This window comes from Pseudomonas sp. 9.1(2019) (assembly GCF_009910445.1).
Taxonomy (GTDB): domain Bacteria; phylum Pseudomonadota; class Gammaproteobacteria; order Pseudomonadales; family Pseudomonadaceae; genus Aquipseudomonas; species Aquipseudomonas paraversuta.
In genome coordinates this window covers 577,402-598,340 of record NZ_VBWF01000010.1, presented here as the reverse complement: position 1 = coordinate 598,340, position 20,939 = coordinate 577,402, and the positions used below count along the sequence as shown (strand labels likewise).

Genomic DNA, 20,939 nt, shown 5'->3' with positions numbered 1-20,939 from the left:
TCACCCTCCCGCGTGGAGGTGAATGGGATATCTTGTCGGGCTGTCAATCTGCTCAACAATTCAGGGAAGTCAATGCTGAGCTCACGTGTATCAAATGGTCAGCAATCAATGTCCGGTCGATCAGAGCCGGCGGTGCCCTGGTGGAGCTTTACGAAGACCGTCCTGGCCGCTACCGCCCTGTCATTGGTGCGTGATGGCCGGGTCGCACTGGACGCTTCGATTCTTGATCAGCCTTTCACGTTGCGCCAACTGCTTCGACATGAAGCAGGGCTCGCCGATTATGCCGAGCTTGCGGATTATCACGCCGCCGTCGCCAACGGTGAGGCCGCCTGGACAGTCGACGAGATGATGCAGCGCCTTGATGGTGCCCGGCTTCGATATAGTCCCGGAGCCGGTTGGCGTTACTCGAATGTTGGCTACCTGCTCATCGGCAGGCTTATTGAACAGGTGACTGATCTGTCGCTCGAAGAGGCAGTGAGTCGATACACACTGAAGCCGCTGGGCCTCTCGAACGTTCGCTTCGCTAGAACCCGGGCAGATTTACCCGATTCCTGTCTTGGGAGCACATCAAGTTATGACCCCGGCTGGGTTTATCATGGCTTGCTGATCGGCCCTGTTTCGCAAGCAGCACTATTCCTCGACCGGCTTCTCGCGGGGCATTTGCTCCCTTCGGGCTTGCTCCAGGACATGCAGATAGCAAAAGCATTGGGTGGCCCGATTCCGGGACGTCCATGGATGACGCCGGGATACGGCCTGGGGTTGATGCTGGGTTCGATCGAAGGGGGCTTTAACCTCAGCGGGCATACAGGTTGCGGCCCTGGTAGCGTCATTGCTGTGTATCGTACCTGCAAAGGTGATTCATCGGCTTGTTGCGCTGTTTTTTGCACTGGCACCAGTGAAGGCGCTGTCGAAGCCCTCGTTGTTGGGCAACTGTTACAAGATTTGCGGTAGGAGCATGATGTTGTCCAAGTTCTTTGGGCGCAAACTTCATAATCGCCGTATCACTGCATTACAGGCTCGGGGTTCAGGCGCATCAAGCTAAAGCTTTTGCGGCATTTGATTGGCAATAACTTGCTGATTTACCAGTAATAAACTGTGCCGTTCACATTGCCCGCGCCTCCAGGAAGCCTCAAAGGGTTGTATTCAAGTCACTGGCCAGACCATGGCACAGCGGCTGTGCGGGGCGAATCCGTACCTGTACTCCTCGCGCAATATCGCCGCCAGCCTCGGGTCCAGATCTGTGGCAGCTTTAGTCCGAAAGCCTGTGCGGGCGTAAAATGGTGCATTCCATGGCACGTTTGTGAACGTCGTGAGCGTCACGAAACCCAGTCGGCTTGACCGTGCATAATCCTTCGCGGCCTCAATCAGATGCCGCCCTGTGCCTTGTCCTTGCATCGATTGCATCACTGATAATTCATGGATGTGAAGATCATTGCCGTAGCGCTCAGCACTGAGAAATCCTTGCGGTCGACTTTCTGCATCAAGTGCAACCCAGCATGTCGATAGCGCTATGAGTTGGTTATGGCGCTCGATGGACATCGGGGGCGAATCGGCCAGCCAGCTCAACTCGTCAATCATGCGAAATGCTTGAGCTGCGCAGATTTCAATGGCGGGCAGGCATTGTGCATCTTCCGGTACAGCAAGGCGGATAATCGCGGGCATGGGTCGTCCTTGGTGATGTGAATGGGAGGGCGGTCATACTGGAAAACCAGTATTGAATAATAGTTGGAGGCACCATGCGCCCGGATGATCAAGTTGAGTGGTTGTGGTGATCACTGAACTCATCACAACCCGAGCTTACGAAAAAACGCCCCATTGTTGAGGCGGGAGATGCCTGATCCCTGTCATTCGTTGCAATGGCAGGCAAGTCAAAACGTCTTGAGCTAAATAAGTTTGCAGTATGGCTATATGCTACTTTTTAAAGTGACTTACTTACCGGTGTTCAAAGGAGTTGGCATGTTTACTGAAATCAAGCCCGGTGAAAAACTCGAGCAAAATGATGGCAGCAGTGCCATGGCCGGCATGTGAATCTCCCCGGCAATCAAAAGCCCCCCCGACTGGCCACAAACACCTGCCTCTGGACTGGCCGCAGCGATCAGCCTGACGTAGCGGCTCGCAAATCTGCTCATTCATGGACTGGATTTATTCAATAACTGGCTGATTTTCAAGATAATATCTGTGGATCGAAAATCGCCGGTGCCGGTTCGATTGCGGCTTCGACCTGCACCTTCAAAACCCTGCAGATTCAAGTCTGCGGGGTTTTTTATGGGCGCGGGAAAGTCAGGGAGTTCGACGCTTCACCAGCTTGTCCAGTGCTGCCGGGGCTTTCGTCTGCCTGCTGCGTGTCACTGGGCGGGAAGTCATCGCGCAGTGCTCAAGACGTTTTCCCTGATGCCACGGATCGAGTATTATTCAAAATGTATCTAGGAATAATCCTAGAAGTAGTACGACAATAGATTTTATTCGTCCCGTGTGTGCAGCAAGTCAGTCGCGAATATATCGACAACCTCCAGGCGACGCTCCACAACTTGCCGGCAATAACATGCTCGGCATGCAGCCATCGATAGGATGGGATGGTGGTCATGAGTATTTTTAAGGAATGGTTTTGACAAAACGTAGGCAGGTAGCAATTGTTGGTAATTCTTTCCGTTTCCCCGGTTCCACGGCCAGCAGTTTCTGGCAGAACCTGATAGAGGGGCGCGATCTGGTGACCCAGGTCGATGCTTCCCGCTGGGAACATGCCGAGTTTTTACATCCTGACAAAGCCAGTCCGGCCTCCACGTATACCTTCGCCTCGGGCTCTCTGGGCGATATCACTGCTTTTGATGCGGGCTTTTTCAGCATTTCGCCACGCGAAGCCATGATGATGGATCCGCAACAGCGAATGTTGCTCGAAATGTGCTGGGAAACCTTCGAAAACGCAGGGGTTAAACCGTCTAGCCTGCGGGGCAGCAATTGTGGCGTTTACCTGGGTATTGCCAGCGTCGAGCAGGCTTACCGTGTGGTCGATGACATGGCGTCCATCGACGCGGCAACGGCCACTGGTAATACCATGAGTATTGCCGCCAATCGTCTGTCCTTCTTTTATGACCTGCGTGGCCCGAGCATGGCCATCGACACCGCATGTTCTTCTTCACTGGTTGCCTTCCACCAGGCGTGTCAGGCAATTCTCAGTGGTGATATCGACCAGGCCGTGACCGGCGGTATCAGCCTGCACATGCACCCGTTCGGCTTCATGATTTTTGCCAAGGCCTCAATGCTGTCGCGTACGGGGCGTTGCCAGTCGTTCGATCAGAACGGTGATGGTTATGCGCGTTCGGAGGGCGGTGGACTGTTCTTGCTCAAGGACTATGAGCAGGCCCTGGCTGATGGCAACCCGATTCTGGCCGTGGTTGCGGCCAGCGCTGTGAATACCGATGGCCGCAAGTCTAGTCTGACGCTGCCCAGCGCCGATGCTCAGGCGGCGTTGCTTAAAGGCGTTTACGCCAAGGCCGGCATCGACCCTTCGCAGCTGGATTACCTTGAAGCCCATGGCACGGGAACCGCAGTCGGTGACCCCATTGAGAGTCGGGCCATCGGCGAGTCACTGGGCCAGGCCCGTGGCGCCGGTAACCCGCTGCCGATAGGGTCTGTTAAAAGCAATCTTGGGCACCTCGAGGCAGCATCGGGTGTGGCGGGATTGATGAAGGCCCTCAACTGCCTGAATGAGCGGATGGTGCCCGCGACCATCGGCGGCGACGCACTCAACCCGACGATTCCGTTTGCCGACCTGAACCTGCAGGTAGTCACCGCCAATCAGCCACTCAAGGCTGCAGGGCAACTGACTGTCGGTATCAACTCTTTCGGATTTGGCGGCGCCAACGCTCACGTTATTTTGCAAAGTGCCGAGCCTGTCGCAGCCTCCCGCGAGTCAACGCCAGTGCGCCGCCTGCCGTTGATGCTGAGCGCCAAAGACGCCGAAGGCTTGCGTGCTACGGCTCAGGATTACGCTGATTATCTGGCGTCCAGGCCTGAGGCCGATTTTTACGACGTCGCCTATCAAACCCTGTTTCGCCGTGATGCTCACACCCATCGCCTGCTGTTGATTGGCTCCGATTGTGCCCAGGCTGCGCAAGCTCTGGCCGACTACGCCCAGGATCCGAGCCTGAGCGAATTGAGCTCAGTGGTCGAGGCAGGTCAGGCCCTGGACAACGCCGAGGGCCCGGTCTTTATCTATTCGGGTAACGGTTCGCAATGGCAAGGCATGGGCCGGGGGATGCTCGGCGACCCTGTGTTTGAACAGGCCGTGGCCGAAGTCGATGCACTGTTCCAGCCATTGGCCGGTTATTCGCTGCGGGCCGAGCTGCTGGGTGAAAACGGCGACGACCGTTATGTGCGTACCGAGATCGCTCAGCCTGCGCTGTTTGCCTTGCAAGTGGCAGTCACCCGCGTGCTGGCGGCGCAAGGTTTTCATCCGTGCGCCGTGATCGGTCACAGCGTCGGTGAAGTAGCGGCCGCATGGGCCAGTGGTGCCCTGAGCCTGGAAGACGCGACTCAAGTCATTTTCCATCGCAGTCGTTTGCAAGGGCTGACCCGTGGTACTGGCCGTATGGCCGCTGTCGGCCTGTGCGCCGAAGCAACTGCGGCAGTGCTGGTGGAACTTGGGCTGGACCAGCAACTGGTGATCGCGGGCGAAAACAGCAGCCGTGGCGCCACGGTGGCAGGTCCGCTGGAAGCCTTGACTCAGCTTGAGCAAGTGCTGAGCGAGCGCCAGGTGTTTATCCGCCTGCTGGATCTGGATTACGCGTTCCACTCCCCGAGCATGAACCCTATAGAGCAGCAAGTGATTGCTGATCTGGCGCACATTCGCCCGCGCAGTACCACTCTTCCATTCTATTCCACCGTGATTGGCGGCGAGCTGGACGGTAAGAGTCTGGACAGCCACTACTGGTGGCAGAACATTCGTATGCCGGTGTTGTTCCAGGGCGCGATGGATGCACTGGTGGCGCAGGGCTTCAACCTGTTTGTCGAGGTGGGCCCGCACCCGATTTTGCGCTCCTATGTGGCTGATGCACTGACGGGCGCCGAGCGCTCAGGCCAGGTGATTGGCACATTGTTGCGCAAGGATCACAGCGTTTTCCTGCTGGAACGCAGCGTTGCCAAACTGCTGATTGCCGGTGCGCAACCGCAGTGGCAAACGCATTTCCCGGTGACCGGGCGCCACGTGAATCTGCCGAACTACAGCTGGCAGCGCGAACACTTCTACCTGCCGGTCAGCGCCGAGTCGCTCGGGGTACTGCAACGCAAGCGTGTGCACCCTTTGTTGGGTCACTTGCTGCCTGATCGTGCGCTGACGTGGGAAAACCGCCTCGATACCCAGTTGTTCCCTAGCCTGGGCGATCACAAGGTCGGTGAAGCGGTATTGTTTCCTGGTGCAGGCTTTAGCGAGTTGGCGCTGGCGGCGGCCTTGCAGCACCAGCCGGGCGAGTTCGTCGACATCGAAGAGCTGGAAATTCACAACCCGCTGCTACTCAGTCATGACGCCAGCAAAAAAATCCGCATCAATATCGAACCGGCTGATGGCACCTTGCACATTGCTTCCCGCGGCCATGCCCAGCACGAAGAATGGGTACAGCACGTGGTGGCGCGTCTTCCCGGTGAGGCCCGAGGCGTGATGCTGGACGGGCGTGCACCGGCCTTGCCGTCACGCCCGGCGGACTTTACCGGTTCACAGCATTTGGCGCTGACCTGTGCCGTGGGCCTGAACTACGGCCCGGCTTATCAAACCGTCGCGGCAGTGTGGGTCGAGCCGGCCCGCATCCTCGCGCAATTGAGCGTGCCTGAGGTTATCCGTCCTGAAATGGACGACCTGTACGTGCACCCGGCATTGCTGGATGGCGCGTTCCAGCTGATTACCGAATTGCTGGTGGGCCAGCCCGGCACGAACAAGGGGTTGGCGTTTATTCCAGTGAAGCTGGGGCGTATTGCCTACAGCAAGGCGGGCGGCGTGCCGTGCCTGGCCGAGGTGCGCCAGCTCAAACGCACTGAGCATTCGTTACTGGTGGATTTCACCCTGTTCGACGCCACTGGCGCTGCCGTGTTGTCGATAAAGGACGCGCGCTTTCGCGGTGTGCGTCTGCAGCGTGACCGCAACGGTGATATCAAGCACATGGCCCACGTGGGCATGGCTGCTCCTGGCCAGGTCACGCCGGTGCAGCGGGTTGCCATCGACAGCTCGCCGTTACTGACGCATTTTCAGACCCTGGGTGATGAGCCAGCGCAGCTGCGCTACCTGAACGAAGTCGAGCCATTGCTGGATGTATTGTGCGCCAGTTTCGTGCAGGACCTGATCGAGCAGGCGGGTGGTCAACTCAGCGCTGAGCAAATTAGCCTGTGGTCGCAACAGGATGGTGTTTCCAGCCACTATCTGAGCACCTTGCTGCGTCAGGGCCTGGAAGACGGCAGCCTGAGCCGCGATGCCGGCGGCGGTGTGAGCATCGTCGACAGCGGTGAGCGTCCTGCCAGCCAGGCTATTTGGCAAGAACTGTTCCAGAGCTATCCGGAGCATTTTCAACTGATTCATTCGGTGGGCCGCATCGGTCGCCATTTGCGGGCATTGCTTGACGGGCAACAGACCCTTGAGCAGTTGCTGCCCCGCGAAACCAGTGGTGCCATGCTGCTGCGACAGGTACTGGGTTCGGCTGGCCAACAACGTTTGTTGGCCGGTGTGCGCGATACCCTCGCGCAGCGCCTGGCAGCGTTGCCTGACGGGCAGCGTCTGCGGGTGCTGGAGCTGGGCCTGGGCGGGCCGTCGTTTGCCGAGTCACTGTACGCCGGGATCGATTTTGATCGCGTCGACTATAGCTACTGCGTGCAAGAGCCTGAGTTGGCGCAGATGCTGCGGGCAGATTGCCCGGCGCTGAACCTGATTGACTTTGCTCAACTCAGTGATGCCAGCAACTTTGACTGGGTGCTGGTGCCCAGCGATCTGGCGCCACTGGATGCCGTGGGCGAGGCGCTGCGCCAGGCTGCAAGCCATCTCAACCCCCATGGCGAAGTGGTGGTGCTGGCGCAGCACCCGACGCGCTGTGCTGACTTTGTGTTCGGTGCCCGCAGTGACTGGTGGCTGGAAGGTCCTGAGCAGGCGTTGTCGCGACAGCAGCGTCCGTCATTCTGGCAAGTTGAACTGCAACGTCACGGCCTGACCCTGAGCCACACCCTTGAGGCGTTGCCGGGCAATGCCTGCGGCAGCTATCTGTTGCTCGCCGGCAAAGGCGAAGCCACGGGCAAGGTTGTACCTGAAGTGGCTGTGCAGCATTGGGCGCTGCTTGCGGAACAGCAGCATGGGGGCGTTGAACAACTGCTGGCGGCCTTGCGTGAGCAAGGCCAGGTGGTGAACCTGCTGGTGCCGGGCGATGCCCGGGCCGTGGCGCAGCAATTGCTTGCGCTGGCTCAGGCCCCTGAACATGTTGTGCACTTGGCCGGGCTTGACGCGGCACAGGGTCTGGACGCACAAGGTGCCCGCTGCATGCAGGCGGCCGCGCTGGTTCAGGCTTGCGAGTCGTTGGCAATGGCCCCGACTTGCTGGCTGCTCAGCCGTGGTGCGGCCGGTCATTGGTACGGTGCCGAACCCGCATCGGATGTGAACGCCATTGCCGATGCGGCCTTCTGGGGCTTTGGCCGGACCTTGGCCAATGAGTCTGCAAGCTGCCGCATCCGCCTGCTGGACCTGGCACTCAACGCGCCTTTGCTCAGCGTGATCCCTGCGCTGTTGCATGCCGATGGCGAAACCGAGATGGCAATCACGGCTGACGGTCAACGTTATGTGCCGCGTCTGCGGGTTCTGACGCAAAAGGCCCAGGCAGTAGACGGCAAGGACACTCGAATCAGCCTGGGCTTTGACCTGCCGGGTCAGTTGCGCAACCTGCGTTGGGAAGTACGCGATCCAGCTGTGCCGGCCGTGGACGAGCTGGATATCGCCGTGCGCGCCACCGGCCTGAACTTCCGTGACGTAATGTTTGCATTGGGGCTGTTGTCCGATGAAGCCATTGAAAATGGTTTCTCCGGCCCGACCCTGGGCTTTGAGTTTTCCGGTGTGGTGCAAGGCAAGGGTGCTGAAGTCCTGGGCGATTTTGCTCCGGGCGACCGGGTCGTAGGCTTTGGTCCATGCAGTTTTGCTAACCGTCTGGTGACCAACGCCAACGCGGTGGCGAAAATCCCGGCTGGCATGTCGTTCGAAGCGGCTGCGACTATTCCGAGTACGTTCTTCACCGTGTACTACGCCTTGCATTACTTGGCACGTCTGGAACCGGGTGAAAAAATCCTCATCCACGGTGCTGCGGGTGGTGTCGGTATTGCCGCGATTCAAATCGCCAAATGGTGCGGTGCCGAGATTTATGCTACCGCCGGCAGTGACGAAAAGCGCGACTTCCTGCGCTTGCTGGGCGTCGAGCACATTTTCGATTCCCGTTCGCTGGCATATGCCGATGAGGTGCTGGCAGTGACGGGCGGACGTGGTGTCGACGTCGTGCTCAATTCGTTGGCAGGTGAGGCGATCAACCGTAACCTGCGAATCCTTAAACCGTTCGGCCGCTTCCTGGAATTGGGCAAGCGCGACTTCTACCAGAACACCCGTATCGGCTTGCGCCCGTTCCGCAACAACATCAGCTACTTCGGCATCGACGCTGACCAACTGATGAGCGAGCGTCCGGACCTGACCCGACGCCTGTTCGGGAACATGATGCAGTTGTTCGAGCAAGGCATCCTGCACCCGCTGCCGTACCGCGAGTTCGACGCCAATCAAGTGGTCGAAGCATTCCGCTACATGCAGCAGGCCCGTCAGATCGGCAAGATCGTCGTGACCTATGGCAACCCCATCGAGCACTTGGTGGAAACCCGTGCCCAGCCTGCAAAGGGGCTGCAACTCAGTGGCGAAGCGACTTACCTGATCACGGGCGGGGTCGGTGGCTTTGGTCTGCGTACCGCACAGTGGCTGGTGGACAAGGGGGCGCGGCATCTGGTGTTGCTGGGCCGCCGTGGTGCGGCCAGTCTCGAGGTCCAGCCAAGTCTGGCCCTGTGGCATGCGCAAGGCATCGATGTGCAGGCGGTGGCGTGCGACATCACCGATGAAGCTCAGCTGCGCAGTGTCTTTGAACGCATCGCAACCAGTGCGTATCCGTTACGGGGCCTGGTGCACGCGGCCACCGTCATCGATGACAGCCTGATCCGTAATCTCGACGCCGAGCAATTGCAACGCGTGCTGGAACCCAAGGCCAAGGGCGCGCAATACCTGCACCAACTCACCCGTGAGCTGGAGCTGGACTTCTTTGTGATGTTCTCCTCGGCCACCACTCTGTTCGGTAACCCTGGACAGGCCAACTATGTGGCGGCCAACCATTGGCTTGAAGCGCTGGCCCGCTATCGCCGTGCTCAAGGGCTGGCGGCCACCGCCGTGCTGTGGGGCGCGATTGACGATGTCGGCTTTCTGGCCCGCAACGAACAGATCAAGGATGCGCTGCAAAGCCGTATGGGCGGCGCTGCACTGCGGGCCGAAGTCGCGTTGTCGCACCTGGAGCAGATGTTGCTCAACGGCGATGACGGCACTGGCGTGCTGGAGCTGGAATGGAAAGCCTTGTCGCGTTTCCTGCCGAGCGCTGCGTCCCCGCGCTTCCTGGAACTGGTGCGCGCCCACGGCGGTGATCAGGAAGACGATAACGACGCCGAAGACATACAGCGCATGCTTGTGGAGCTGGACGATGCCCAACTGCTGGAGCGCTTTGCTGAACTGCTCAAACACGAAGTCTGTGAAATTCTGCGCCTGCCCGCAGCGCGCCTGGACACACAGCGGCCGTTGCAGGAACTGGGGCTGGACTCATTGATGAGTGTCGAACTGATCGTGGCCCTGGAAGAGCGCTTTGGCGTTCGTCTGCCGGTCATGGAGCTCAGCGAAAGCTCCAGCATAGACAAGCTCAGCGTGCGTATTTTGAGCCTGCTGCGCGGTGAGGCCCCGGCCAACGAGTCGTCGGCACCTGCTGCCATGGCCGAAAGTGTGCTGGCCAGTCACGGCACGCACATGACCCACGAACAAGTGGCCGCAGTGGCCGAAAGTGTTGCAACACCTAACCGATTGATTCAGTGAGTGATACCTGCTTGAGTGAGATAAGTGCAAAAACACCCGGGGGTCTGAGTGGGGGTATCAAGCAGCGTTTGATCCAGCAAGCACTGGAGCGCCGTCGCAACGGCGCAGGAGACAGTAATGGCGCGACCCTTGAGCAAGCGCAGCAGGCGGCACTGAAAGTTCCCGAGGCGTTTTACCGTTTCGATCTGTATCCCGGCTATCAGCAGATGCAGTTCCTGCAACAAAGTGCAGCACGCATGGGCTTGGGAAACCCGTTTTTCCGTCTGCATGACGGGCTGGCAGGTGCCCAAACCTGTATTGGTGGCCAGGATTATGTGAACTTCGCCAGTTACAACTACCTGGGCTACTCCGGGCATCCGGTGGTGGTTCAGGCGGCTAAGGACGCTATAGATCGTTACGGCACTTCGGTGTCGGCCAGCCGCGTGGTGTCCGGTGATCGACCGTTGCACCGCGAGCTGGAGCGTGAGCTGGCCAGCTTTTACGAAGTTGATGACGCTGTTGTGTTTGTCAGCGGTCATGCCACTAACGTCACCACCATCGGCTATCTGTTCGGTCCGCGAGATTTAGTGCTGCATGATGAGTTGGTGCATAACAGCGTGTTGCAGGGCATTCAGCTTTCGGGCGCCCGCCGCCTCAGCTTTGCTCACAACGACTGGCAAGCGCTGGACCGCATTCTGGGTGAACAACGTCAGCATTTTGAACGGGTGCTGGTGGTGGTCGAAGGCATTTACAGCATGGACGGCGACTATCCGGACTTGCCGCGATTTGTCGAGCTCAAACGCAAGCACAAAATCTTCCTGATGGTCGATGAGGCTCATTCGTTGGGTGTCATGGGCGCGACAGGCAGGGGCATACGTGAACACTTCGGCCTGGCCGGAGATGATGTAGACATCTGGATGGGAACCCTGAGCAAGACCCTCGCCAGCTGCGGTGGCTACATTGCGGGTAATACGGCGCTGGTGGAGCATTTGAAGTTTCTGGCGCCCGGTTTTCTCTACAGTGTGGGCCTGCCTCCGTCCGTCACTGCGTCGGCCCTGGCGGCGCTGCGCTGCCTGATCAACGACCATGAGCGAGTACAGGCCGTTCAGGCCCGTGGCGAGCAGTTTTTGCGACTGGCCAGGGAGGCCGGGCTGGACACGGCAACCAGCACCGGGCTGGCCGTGATACCGGTGATTACCGGCAGCTCGCTCAAGGCGGGGCAACTGTCCAGCGCCCTGTTTGAACGGGGCATCAACGCTCAGCCGATCCTCTATCCGGCGGTGCCGGAGAAAACCGCGCGGGTGCGCTTCTTTGTGTCTTGTGAGCACACGCAAGAGCAGATCAGCCGTACCGTGGCCATCGTGGCAGAAGAGCTGGCACGGCTGGATTGAGCTGCCGGCTTGCAGCACATTGAAACGCTGTGCAGCAAGCCGCCTGGCTGGTGGTTCAGGCGGCGCCACAAAGGCTAGATAAAGGGCTTCTCATAGGCATTGAGCTGTTCGATGAACCGCCAATGGCTGCGTTTATCAAACCCCATCATGCGTTTGAGACGAATGTCCCAGCGCATGTGGTGGTTGGCAATCCATGGCAGGGCGAACAGGTGGGCGCCGCGCCACGGGATAAAGGGGTTGCGGCGCAGGCTTGCGTAGATTTCCACTCGGTGGCTCGGGCGCAGACTCGGGCAGCGGGCGTGGAAACCCGATGTGTCAGCCACTACCAGAGTATTGGCGGGTACCGCGAAACGCCGCGGTGGCGGCAAACCCAGCCCGGCCAATTCATTCTCATAAATCCGGAACGAGCCCTCGCGGTGCATTTGCTCGGGTGAACAGGCTGCGCCCAGGCTCTGACGATACTCCCAGGCCAATCGCTCGGGCGTCAGGCGATGGGACCCCGGCACATAGCTGAACGGCCCCTGATCGTCGGCCACGTCATCCAGAAACAACCACGCCTTGGCGGTCGGATGGAAAGTGTCGGTGTGCAGGCGGGTTTGCGGGTCTTCCTCGGGATTCACCGCATCGATCACGATCGACTGCAGTTGATAGGTGATGCCGCCGGTGTTGGATGAAGCATAGGAAATCAGATCACGCACGCTGCGGTCAGCGATAAAGGCTGCGGTGGCCGGGTTTTGTGCCAGCACGTCCTGGTCCAGGCTTACTCGGCGGGTCACCGCCTTGCCCTGACGCATTTCCCAGCCGGTGCTGCGCAAGTCACCCAGTTCGGCCCGCAAGGCCGAAAATTGCTCGGCGGGCAGGGCGTTCTCGCGCACGAAGAATCCCTGCTCCTCGAAGCTTGCCTGTTCGGCCGGGTTCATTCGCGATGCCAGTGCCCGGCGGCGCATGGCCGCCATGGCCATGGCAATCTGGCGACGTTGCACGTGCAAGCCCATGGCATTGAGTCGGGGGCTGCCCAACACCGGGTTGTTTTCGAACGATTTAGCGTGGGTCAGCAGTTGCAGGCAATGCCATGGCAGCGCTGCATAACGGCCCAGATCCTTTAATGAAGCAGGCATGGACTAATCCTTTAGCGGAACCGCTGCACGGGGGAATCCGAGCATGGTCCGGGTGTAATTGAGCAGTGCCCGAACACGCGGCTGAAGTCTCAGGCGTGGCGGGGAAGGGTTCGACAGGCATGCCAGGGCATGCCACGCATCGCAGGGCAAAGCTGTGTGCGGGTCGGCGTAGCGCGCATAGCGCAACAGGACGCCGGCGACCAACTCATCCAGGCTCAGGCGCCGGGTTCGGCGGGTCAAGGGCTGCGAGTCCTGGGTCAGCCCCCAACCGGCATAAAACGGGGTGCCGTAGGTCACTACGGTCAAATGCCGCAGCAAGGCTTCGAAGCCGGCCGTGGAACTGATCGTATGCACTTCATCGACCTGGGCATAAAGCTGAGTGATGTCGGCACCGGGCAACACCTGATCCGCCAGTTCGTGCAAGAGCATTTCGCTCAGGCTGCCCTGACGCTTGCCCGCTTCGACATCCGGGTGCGGCTTGTACACGATCCAGGCATCCGGAGCGTTGCTGCGCACATGCCTGAGCAGCGCCAGGTTGTCGTGCAGGTGGGTGACACTGCAGCGCAATGAGGCATCGTCCTGCACTTGGCCGGGTACCAGAATCCGGCGCTGGCCCGGACGTGCCCGTACCAGGTGATCGGCGTTGCTTTTAAGGTTGAACTTGCTGACGCCCAGCGCCACGATCCGTTCGCGCAAACGGGCGGCTTCAGCCAGCGTAGCGGGGTCAAAAGCACCCTGTTCGAGCAGGGTTTCGAGGTCGGAAGGCGCGCTGGCATCGTAGTGAATGCCGCTGCGGTCGAGTACCAGTGACAGCGCCGGGGCGTTGAGCGAGCCCAACCCGTTGGAACGCAGAAAACCATCTTCGATGCGCAACACCGGTACGTTCGAGGCCTGCGCCCGGGCCTTGAGGCTGGCCGGTTCGCGGGCCGCCCATACCAGCAAGGTGCCGCTCTGGGCGGCCACTTCTGCCAGCAGCATCGGGCTGTCTGCGCTGAACTTCAACTGACCCCAGCGGCTACTGAAAAAACGCCGCAGGTTGTGCTGTTTATGCCGTTTGATCCCGAGCACCGTGATGTTCCCGGCAAACTCGGCATCCTGTGCTTTTTGCCGCGCCAGCTGACGGGCAATGGTCAGTGCATCGGTCGGCAGGCTGGTGAGTGGATCGACATAGCGGCTGTAGCGTATGTAAGCGGCTGCCACCAGTTGCACCAGATCTGGTCGGGCCCGACGCCGCGGGATTGGCATGCGGTCGTCCGTCAGGCCCCAGCCTGCATAAAAAGGCAGGCCGAAGCAGGTCACGGGTACGCCTTGAATCAAGGCTTCAAGCCCGGCCTGGCTGGTGCCGATGTACACCCGGCGCGCACGCCGTGCCAACGAAGCCCAGGACACGGGCCGACTCTCCAGCGCTACGCCCCTTGCGGTTGCTGCGGCGAGCAGGCAACTGGGCTTTTGCCCGCCAATACAGTCCGGGTGAATGCGTACGCGGACTTCGGCGTCCGGGTTTTCGCTAATGGCCACGTCAAGCATGCGTACATAATCGGCTTCGCACAGACCGCCGCCCGGGATCGAGTAATCCCCGGCGGTTTGATCCACGACCAATATCAATGGCCGCTCGCGACCCAGCGGATCGGCGGGGTCGAGGTCGGGTGCGTTGTTGTATTTGCCGATGCCGGTACGGCGCATCAATTCGATCAACTGGCGGGCGCTTTGCAGTTCGTCAGGGCGAAGGCTGTCGGGGGACTGAAGAATGTTTTCCAGCAGGGAAGGGCGATCTGCCAGGTAGTGGATGCCCATCGGGTCGACCACCATCGACATCGGTGTGTCGCCTTCGATACCCAGTGACGAAGAGCGCAGAAAGCCGTCTTCCAGTGCGATGTAGGTCAGGCCCCAGCGCTGGCACAGCACCCGCGCATGAGCCGATGATTGTTTATAGCCGATGCCGGCGATAGCTTTCAGGCCTTTGGGCGCACGTTGCCCGCGCTGCCAGAGCCAGAAAGGCTCCCCTTCCGGGCCGAGAAATTGCGGTAAATGCAGGACCTTCCACGCCACCCATTGCGACATGATGCCGATCCAGCCGGGCCCTTCAACCAACGGTTGCAAAGGCATGAAGGGGGTGTCCAGACCGTTCACGGCTGAGTCTCCACATAACGGCGCATGGTGCGCACGGGCGGCCATGGTACCCAGCGCTTGGGCAGCAGGCTAAAGCCGTTTTGCAGGTACAGGTGGCGAGCGCGGTCATTGGCCAGCGGTACTTCCAGATAAACAGCCCTGAATCCTTGGGTCGCGGCATGTTTGCTGCACGCCTGCAGCAGCGCGCTGGCGATGCCGTGATTGCGTGCCGACCTGCTGACCCGCAAGCCATACAGCAGGAACGGGTAGCGCCATTCTCGGCACTCGCTCAGGCAGAACGCGGCGAACCGCAGTGTGCCGCTGAGCCAGCCAAATTCGCGAACAAAAGGTTTGACGCGCAACGCAAACGGCCCGCGCATCTGATACTTGAGTGCTGCATAGCCCACCGCTTGTCCATCTTCAAAGGCCAGCAGTATGCGGTCCCAATGAATGCTGGCGCCAAGCAGGCGTTGGCGGCAAGCGGCATTACCGATGATGAAGGCCAGCGAGCCCCGGCCTTCTGTCACCAGGCGTGACAGCCCGGGATCGGTGAGCAGGTCCGGCGTCAGGCTCGAACCCTGCACGATGGGGACCATGCCTCACGCGGCTCCGCGGGTGGAGGGTGTTTGAGCAGCGCAGGCCAGTAAATGACAGGCCAGCCTGTCGACCTGCAGCGGGCTTGGGGTGACGTTGAGCGGGCGGCGGTTGGACCATATCAGGTAGTCGGTGTCGCCCACGGGTTCGCCAATGGCTTGATAGACATCGGGGAGGATCGGCACATGATCGCCAAAGAAACACAGCAGGGCTTCGTTGGGTTGTTCCAGGAGGGTCGTGCGCAGCTTGCCGAGCATCAGGTCGGCATTGGCGATATGGCGCAAGTAGGGGGCGAGATCGTCCATGCCTTGCAGCAGTGGCTGGTCAAACCAGGTCGGCAACTGCGCCGCTTCAACCTGTTCAAGGTGCAGCGGCCCATGGTTTTCCATGGTCACGGCGTGGATGAACAGGGGTTGTGTGCGGGTCGGGTCTTGCAGCAGTTCGCGGATCTTGTCCGCCACGGCGCAATCGCCAATAAACGGCCCGGCTTTCTGTGACTCATCAAAGCTTTGTATGTCGATGAATTCGTCGAAACCCAGCGCGGGCAACACCTTGTTGCGTCCATAAAAACTGCCATGGAACGGGTGAATGCACACCGTGCGATAGCCCTGTGTCTTGAGGTGGCTGGCCAGACTCGGCAAGCCCTTGCGCGCCAGCACACGGTACGGATTAAAGCGGTGAACCCCCAGGCGTTCGCCGGGTATACCCGTGAGGTAAGCGAACTCGGTGCGTACGGTATTGGCCCCCCACGCGGCAACCTGCAGCTTGCCCCGCGCCAGAGCTTCTTGCGTGAGGCGATCGTACTCGGTCAATACCTGAGGCTTGACGCCGGACCACAGTTCACGCACATCAAAAAAAGACTCGCTCTGCACCGATACCAGGTCGGGTAATGGCGTGGCAGGCGCTGCGATATTGCCCTGATTGAACGGTGAGGCCAGCGCTGCCGGATCAACCGGTTTACGGGCGGCCCAAAAATAGCGCCACAGGCAGGCCACCAGCCCCCAGCGCTGAATATCGGCGTTGGCATCAAAGCTCGGTACGCTGGAGCGATGGCCCAGTTTCAGCAGGATCAATCCGCCCAGCCCCAGCCATAGCGCATCCAGCCGGCCCCCGGCCACTTGCGGCTCGAAGGTCAGCCCTGCCCAGAGGTAGGCGATAAAACCGGTTGCCAGCAGCGCGGCTTTACCGATGCCGAAAAATGGCAGGTACAGGCGCGGGAAGCGTACGGCGTCGCTGAAGTATTCGAAATCGGCACACACGAATGGCTCGCGCAGCGAGTGGTACTTGGCGTTGCTGACCATCACGATCAACAACCATCCCAGTACCACATTGATTGCGCTGAACAACGGGCGCGCGGTCAAAGCGTATAGCACCGCCAGGCTTACGCACCAGACACCGGTGTGCAGCAACCAGCAACTCAAGGGGCGGCGCAGGGCGGGTCGCGGAATCAGCAGGCGTTCGAGAGCAATGGTCAGCAGCAGGCCGACAATACTGATGTGCAGGATGGAAAACTCACTCACTGTAATTCAGACCGCGCAAGATAAACGAAGAAAGGCGCTGTGGAATCACCCCCAGCAGCCAGGTGCCAAGGTTCAGCGGAAAGGGGAAGCTGATACGCGCCTGATTTGCCGCCAGACCGCGCTTGATACGATTGGCCGCTTTTTCAGCGCTCCATAGAAATGGCTTGGGCCCGGGCATTTCAAAACACATTTTCGACTCGACATAACCGGGCACTATCACATTGATTCTCACGCCCTCCGGAGCCAGCCAGTCGCGAATGGCTTCGCCATACACGCGGATCGCAGCTTTGCTCGCGCTGTAGCTGGGCGTCACCGGCAAGCCGCGCCACCCGGCCAGGGAGCTGAACAGCGCAATCTGCCCATGGCCACGGGCGCGCATTGCGGGCAAGGCGGCTTCCACCGTGGCGAAAGCAGCCATCACGTTGATTTCCAGCAAGGCGCGGGTTTCATCCCATTGCTCGCCTTGGCCCTGAGCACCGATATCGATATTGATTCCGGCACCGACCACCACCAGATCGGGTTGCTCGGCGTCACTGATGCGGCGAACCATGGCGCGCAATTCATCGAGTTCACGCACGTCAATCGGCTCAAGCAATACACGGGCGCCGAGAGCGCGGCATTCAGCGGCCATTTCTTCCAGACGGTCCAGGCGACGGCCTTGCAGGATCAGGGTCACCCCTGGTGCGGCATAGGCCGGAGCCAGTGCGCCGCCGATGCCGCCAGTAGCGCCAGTGATGAAAATACAGCGGGGGGTAGAACGTTGGGTCATAGGAAGTTTTCGATTCTCGATGTTTTTGCCATCAGCACGTCCAGGCATTTGTTTACGGCCATGTCGATACCACTGCGCGAGTAAAAACCGCCATTGATCTGCGTGGTGTGGATCACCGTATTGCGGAAATGATGAAACAGGGTCATGTCCGGCTTGACCGGATGGGTCCAGAAATCTTCAAGTTTTCCGGGTTGTGTCAGGCCGGGCAGGGCGTAAATCGGGTTGGCCAGGACGAAAGTCGGTCGCTGGTGCAACAGTGCCGAAGCGCCGGCCGTGCTGTTGATCGTGATCAGCCCGGCAATATGCGACAACAGCGTGGGCATATGCCCGCTGTCGAGAAAGTCCACCCGGTCGGCCACGTCATAGTGTTTGGCTAGGGTTTTGGTGATGCGCTGATAGTTCACCAGCCCCGGTGTCAGCGGATGGTCCTTGACCACCAACCGTGCATCCCCTGGCGCATGGGCGGCAAACGAAGCCAGCACATGGTCGATCACTTCGGACATGTTGTTGAAAGGGGAGTGATCCTTGATCTGTGTATCACTGTCCAGTTGCAGGGGGAGCAGGAACGTCGGGTTGCGCTCGCGGGCCACTTCTTCCACCACGGCGTCATCGCGGGCCCCGGCGAGCAGCAGGCGCGCGCCACGGCGTATATACCCTGCGTACTCGGTGGCAGCCGTGAAGGGGGCATGGGTACGGTAGTTCGGAAAGAACAATTTATTCAGCGCGCCGCCGCAGTGATACAGCACGTCGTGGGTGGCGCGGGCTGCAAACGACTGCTTGAACGCAGTACCGTTGTCGTAGCGCGGAACGAACTTGCCGACTTCCCGGTACCAGTCCGGGTCGCTGGGCAGTTGCGAGTGGTTGTTGACCCCGCCGCGTTCCAGGGTGACCCAGTAGGGGCGGAAATAACCCTCCTCGAACACATGAACCCTGATGCCCGCGCTGCGCGCCAGTGCGATGGCGGGGAGATGCACGGGGCGACAGTCACCGAACAGCACCAGGTCGGTGACGCCAAGACTGTGAAATGTTTGCCTGTAAAACGACTCCAGCTCCGCTGCATGGGCCAGACAAAATGTACGGGCGCCAGGGCTGTACAGCACGTCGCCCACATTGAAATTGACGCATTGCACCTGTTGGCCATTATCGCGCAACGTTTTGTTCAGACGCGCAAAGAACGGAGAGCTGACGCCTTGTAGAAACAGAAAACTGCGAGAATCAGGACCAACCAAAGGATTTGGAACGCGCGCCTTCAGTTTCTCAGGCGCATTTTGCCCAACAAACTGTTCAAGCGCTGTATCAAATCCTGCCATTTGGTAGTTGCTCCAGGCTGCGGTGACGCGCGCCAGTGTTGTAGTTCGTGAAGAGTCTGCTCGGCGGTGGTAAAGCAATCGGTAATGCGGCTGACGTAGGTGGGGTACAGCAACAATGTACCCGCCACCAGTTGATCCAGATTCAGGGTCCGTGTGCGTCGTGCTTGTACACCCGGATGCAGGTCTTCGTCTCGGGTCAAGCCCCAGCCGGCATAGAACGGCTGGCCATAGGTGGTTACAGGCACTCCGCGGAGCAAGGCTTCAAAGCCGGACTGGGAGGTCAGGACATGCACCTCATCCACTATTTCAAACAGGTGCTGCAGCGGCGTGTTGCCGATTACCTCGTCACACCAGTCCACCGTTTGCGCTTCGTCACTGCCACGGGCACGGGTGCCGGCCAGTACTTCAGGGTGTGGCTTGTACAAAATCCAGGCATCGGGATTGCGTTCGCGAACCGTCTGCAGCAATTGCAGGTTGCTGCGGATGCGGTTGGCGCCAAAGCGGATCGATGCATCGTCTTCCACTTGCCCTGTGACCAGAATCACCCGTTTGGCTTCGGCAGGTCGCACCCAGGGCTCGCCGGGCAAGTTGTATTTGGTCACCCCTGTACGGCAAATAGCCTCGCGCAGGGCCTGTGCCCGCATCTGCAACGAATCTTCAAAGGGATCGTCAAGCAAGATGCGTTCCAGGCGCGACGGGCGAGTAGCGTCGTAATAGATACCCAGGTCGTCCACGACCCAGGACAGAGGCCTGGTCTTGCCCGCGCCGAGTCCGACCGAGCGTAGAAAACCGTCCTCAACCCGGCTCACCGGGTGTGGGTGTTCCGTGAGTTCAGTGTCGTGCTTACAGCCCCAGGACACCGTAGACAGAAGCGGGTCAAAGGGCAGCTCGGGTTTGACGAACTGAATGGCCGAGCCCTTGAAAAACAACATGACCAGCGGTTCTTTCCAGCGGCTGAAGCCCAGCATCTGCACCGAGGCCGGCAATACACTGCGATGGCGGCGCTGCAGACCCAGCCAGTGCATCAGCACCTCAGGCGTGCATGACTGCCCGGTTTCGGGGCTGACGTAGCGTGCATAGCGCACCAGGCTGGCATGCACCAGTTGCTCAAGGCTGACCGGGTGGCGGCGTGAAGGCGGTGGCAAGCGATCCTGTGTCAGTCCCCAGCCGGCATAAAACGGCATGCCCCAGGTATGTACGGGCACATTCCACAGCAGGGCATCGAAGCCCAGTTGCGAAGTCATCACATATACGGCCCGCATGCGCGGCAGTAATTCGGCCGGATGAACATGGTTCGCCAGTACTTGCACCCGAGGGTGGGTTGCCAGTGCCGCCAGATCAAAATGCCCTTGCTTGCGGCCCGCGACCACGTCGGGATGAACCTTGAGCAGCACTGTGCTGGTGGGGTAGCGCTCCAGCGCCGCCTCGAGCATTGCGTTGAACGCTTGCGGGTCGGCACCTTGCAGTGATGCATCGCCAAAGGTTTGATCCGCCAGCAGCACGCAATCATCAGGCAGTTCAGGGTGTTCGATGCGTGCGTCGTTGTATTTGGACACCCGCTGTTGTTGCCATAGCTGCTGCAGCGCTCTGGCGCGTATGGCTTCGGCCGGGCTGAGCGGGGTAGCGATCAACTGTTCCAGGCGCGAGGGCGCGCTGGCGTCGTAATAAACACCCAGGTCATCAACAATCAGCGACAGCGGCGGCTCATCAGCGCCCAGCCCCATGGAGCGCAAAAAACCGTCTTCCAGGGTAACGACCGGCAAATTGGCGCGCGAGGCTATTGCCAGGGCTTTGATTGCGCTCGGCTTGCGTCCCCAGGCCATCACGCAATCGGCTTTGCGAATGTCGGCCACAGTGCCGTTTCGCAGCACGTAATCGGGCAGCAGCGCGGGTAGGGTGGGTATGCCCTGAGCACCTTTGGACAGGACTAGCAAGCGCGGTAGAGGAATAGCTTCATCCATAAGCGTGAAACAGAAATCCGTTGGAAGTATCTTGCGGGATAAGCCGTCGAGCAGGGCTGGACGACAAAATA

11 protein-coding genes are annotated in these 20,939 nt (G+C 59.9%); 3 read left to right on the top strand and 8 right to left on the bottom strand.

From position 1 onward, the window contains the following. The first annotated feature begins 72 nt into the window (after nucleotides 1-72). Nucleotides 73-951, top strand: a complete 879-nt coding sequence (locus tag FEZ21_RS16045; RefSeq protein WP_160627824.1) for a serine hydrolase — start codon at nucleotides 73-75, stop codon at nucleotides 949-951. Nucleotides 952-1,143: 192 nt separating this feature from the next. Here FEZ21_RS16045 and FEZ21_RS16040 read toward each other — a convergent pair whose 3' ends face one another. Beyond that, entirely contained in the window at nucleotides 1,144-1,662 is a 519-nt protein-coding gene (locus FEZ21_RS16040) for a GNAT family N-acetyltransferase (RefSeq protein WP_160627822.1), read from the bottom strand. A gap of 943 nt (nucleotides 1,663-2,605) precedes the next feature. Here FEZ21_RS16040 and FEZ21_RS16035 point away from each other — a divergent pair. Together FEZ21_RS16035 and FEZ21_RS16030 are read left to right on the top strand one after the other, a co-directional pair. Beyond that, nucleotides 2,606-10,117, top strand: coding sequence for a type I polyketide synthase (locus FEZ21_RS16035; RefSeq protein WP_160627820.1), 7,512 nt, complete (start codon nucleotides 2,606-2,608; stop codon nucleotides 10,115-10,117). A gap of 20 nt (nucleotides 10,118-10,137) precedes the next feature. After that, nucleotides 10,138-11,487 (top strand): aminotransferase class I/II-fold pyridoxal phosphate-dependent enzyme, encoded by a 1,350-nt coding sequence (locus tag FEZ21_RS16030; protein ID WP_029612964.1) that lies wholly within the window; start codon nucleotides 10,138-10,140, stop codon nucleotides 11,485-11,487. Nucleotides 11,488-11,561: 74 nt separating this feature from the next. Here the strand turns inward: FEZ21_RS16030 and FEZ21_RS16025 are convergent, their stop codons facing one another. From FEZ21_RS16025 to FEZ21_RS15995, 7 genes are read right to left on the bottom strand one after another with little or no spacing between them, the layout of a single operon-like run. Next, nucleotides 11,562-12,605, bottom strand: coding sequence for a phytanoyl-CoA dioxygenase family protein (locus FEZ21_RS16025; protein ID WP_003446039.1), 1,044 nt, complete (start codon nucleotides 12,603-12,605; stop codon nucleotides 11,562-11,564). 3 nt (nucleotides 12,606-12,608) lie between these two features. Further along, nucleotides 12,609-14,735 (bottom strand): capsular polysaccharide biosynthesis protein, encoded by a 2,127-nt coding sequence (locus FEZ21_RS16020; protein WP_160627818.1) that lies wholly within the window; start codon nucleotides 14,733-14,735, stop codon nucleotides 12,609-12,611. Beyond that, nucleotides 14,732-15,310 (bottom strand): GNAT family N-acetyltransferase, encoded by a 579-nt coding sequence (locus FEZ21_RS16015; RefSeq protein ID WP_160627816.1) that lies wholly within the window; start codon nucleotides 15,308-15,310, stop codon nucleotides 14,732-14,734. Before FEZ21_RS16015 ends, FEZ21_RS16020 begins: the two co-directional genes overlap by 4 nt. A 3-nt stretch (nucleotides 15,311-15,313) precedes the next feature. After that, a complete protein-coding gene (locus FEZ21_RS16010; RefSeq protein ID WP_160627814.1) occupies nucleotides 15,314-16,828 on the bottom strand; it encodes an LTA synthase family protein in 1,515 nt (504 codons plus the stop codon). After that, a complete protein-coding gene (locus FEZ21_RS16005; RefSeq protein ID WP_160627812.1) occupies nucleotides 16,821-17,597 on the bottom strand; it encodes an SDR family NAD(P)-dependent oxidoreductase in 777 nt (258 codons plus the stop codon). Before FEZ21_RS16005 ends, FEZ21_RS16010 begins: the two co-directional genes overlap by 8 nt. Beyond that, nucleotides 17,594-18,907, bottom strand: coding sequence for a capsule biosynthesis protein (locus FEZ21_RS16000; protein WP_003446031.1), 1,314 nt, complete (start codon nucleotides 18,905-18,907; stop codon nucleotides 17,594-17,596). The genes FEZ21_RS16005 and FEZ21_RS16000 overlap by 4 nt, the downstream gene beginning before the upstream one ends. Further along, nucleotides 18,847-20,868: a capsular polysaccharide biosynthesis protein gene (locus tag FEZ21_RS15995; RefSeq protein ID WP_037001845.1), complete on the bottom strand. Its 2,022-nt coding sequence runs from the start codon at nucleotides 20,866-20,868 to the stop codon at nucleotides 18,847-18,849. The genes FEZ21_RS16000 and FEZ21_RS15995 overlap by 61 nt, the downstream gene beginning before the upstream one ends. Nucleotides 20,869-20,939: the final 71 nt, after the last annotated feature.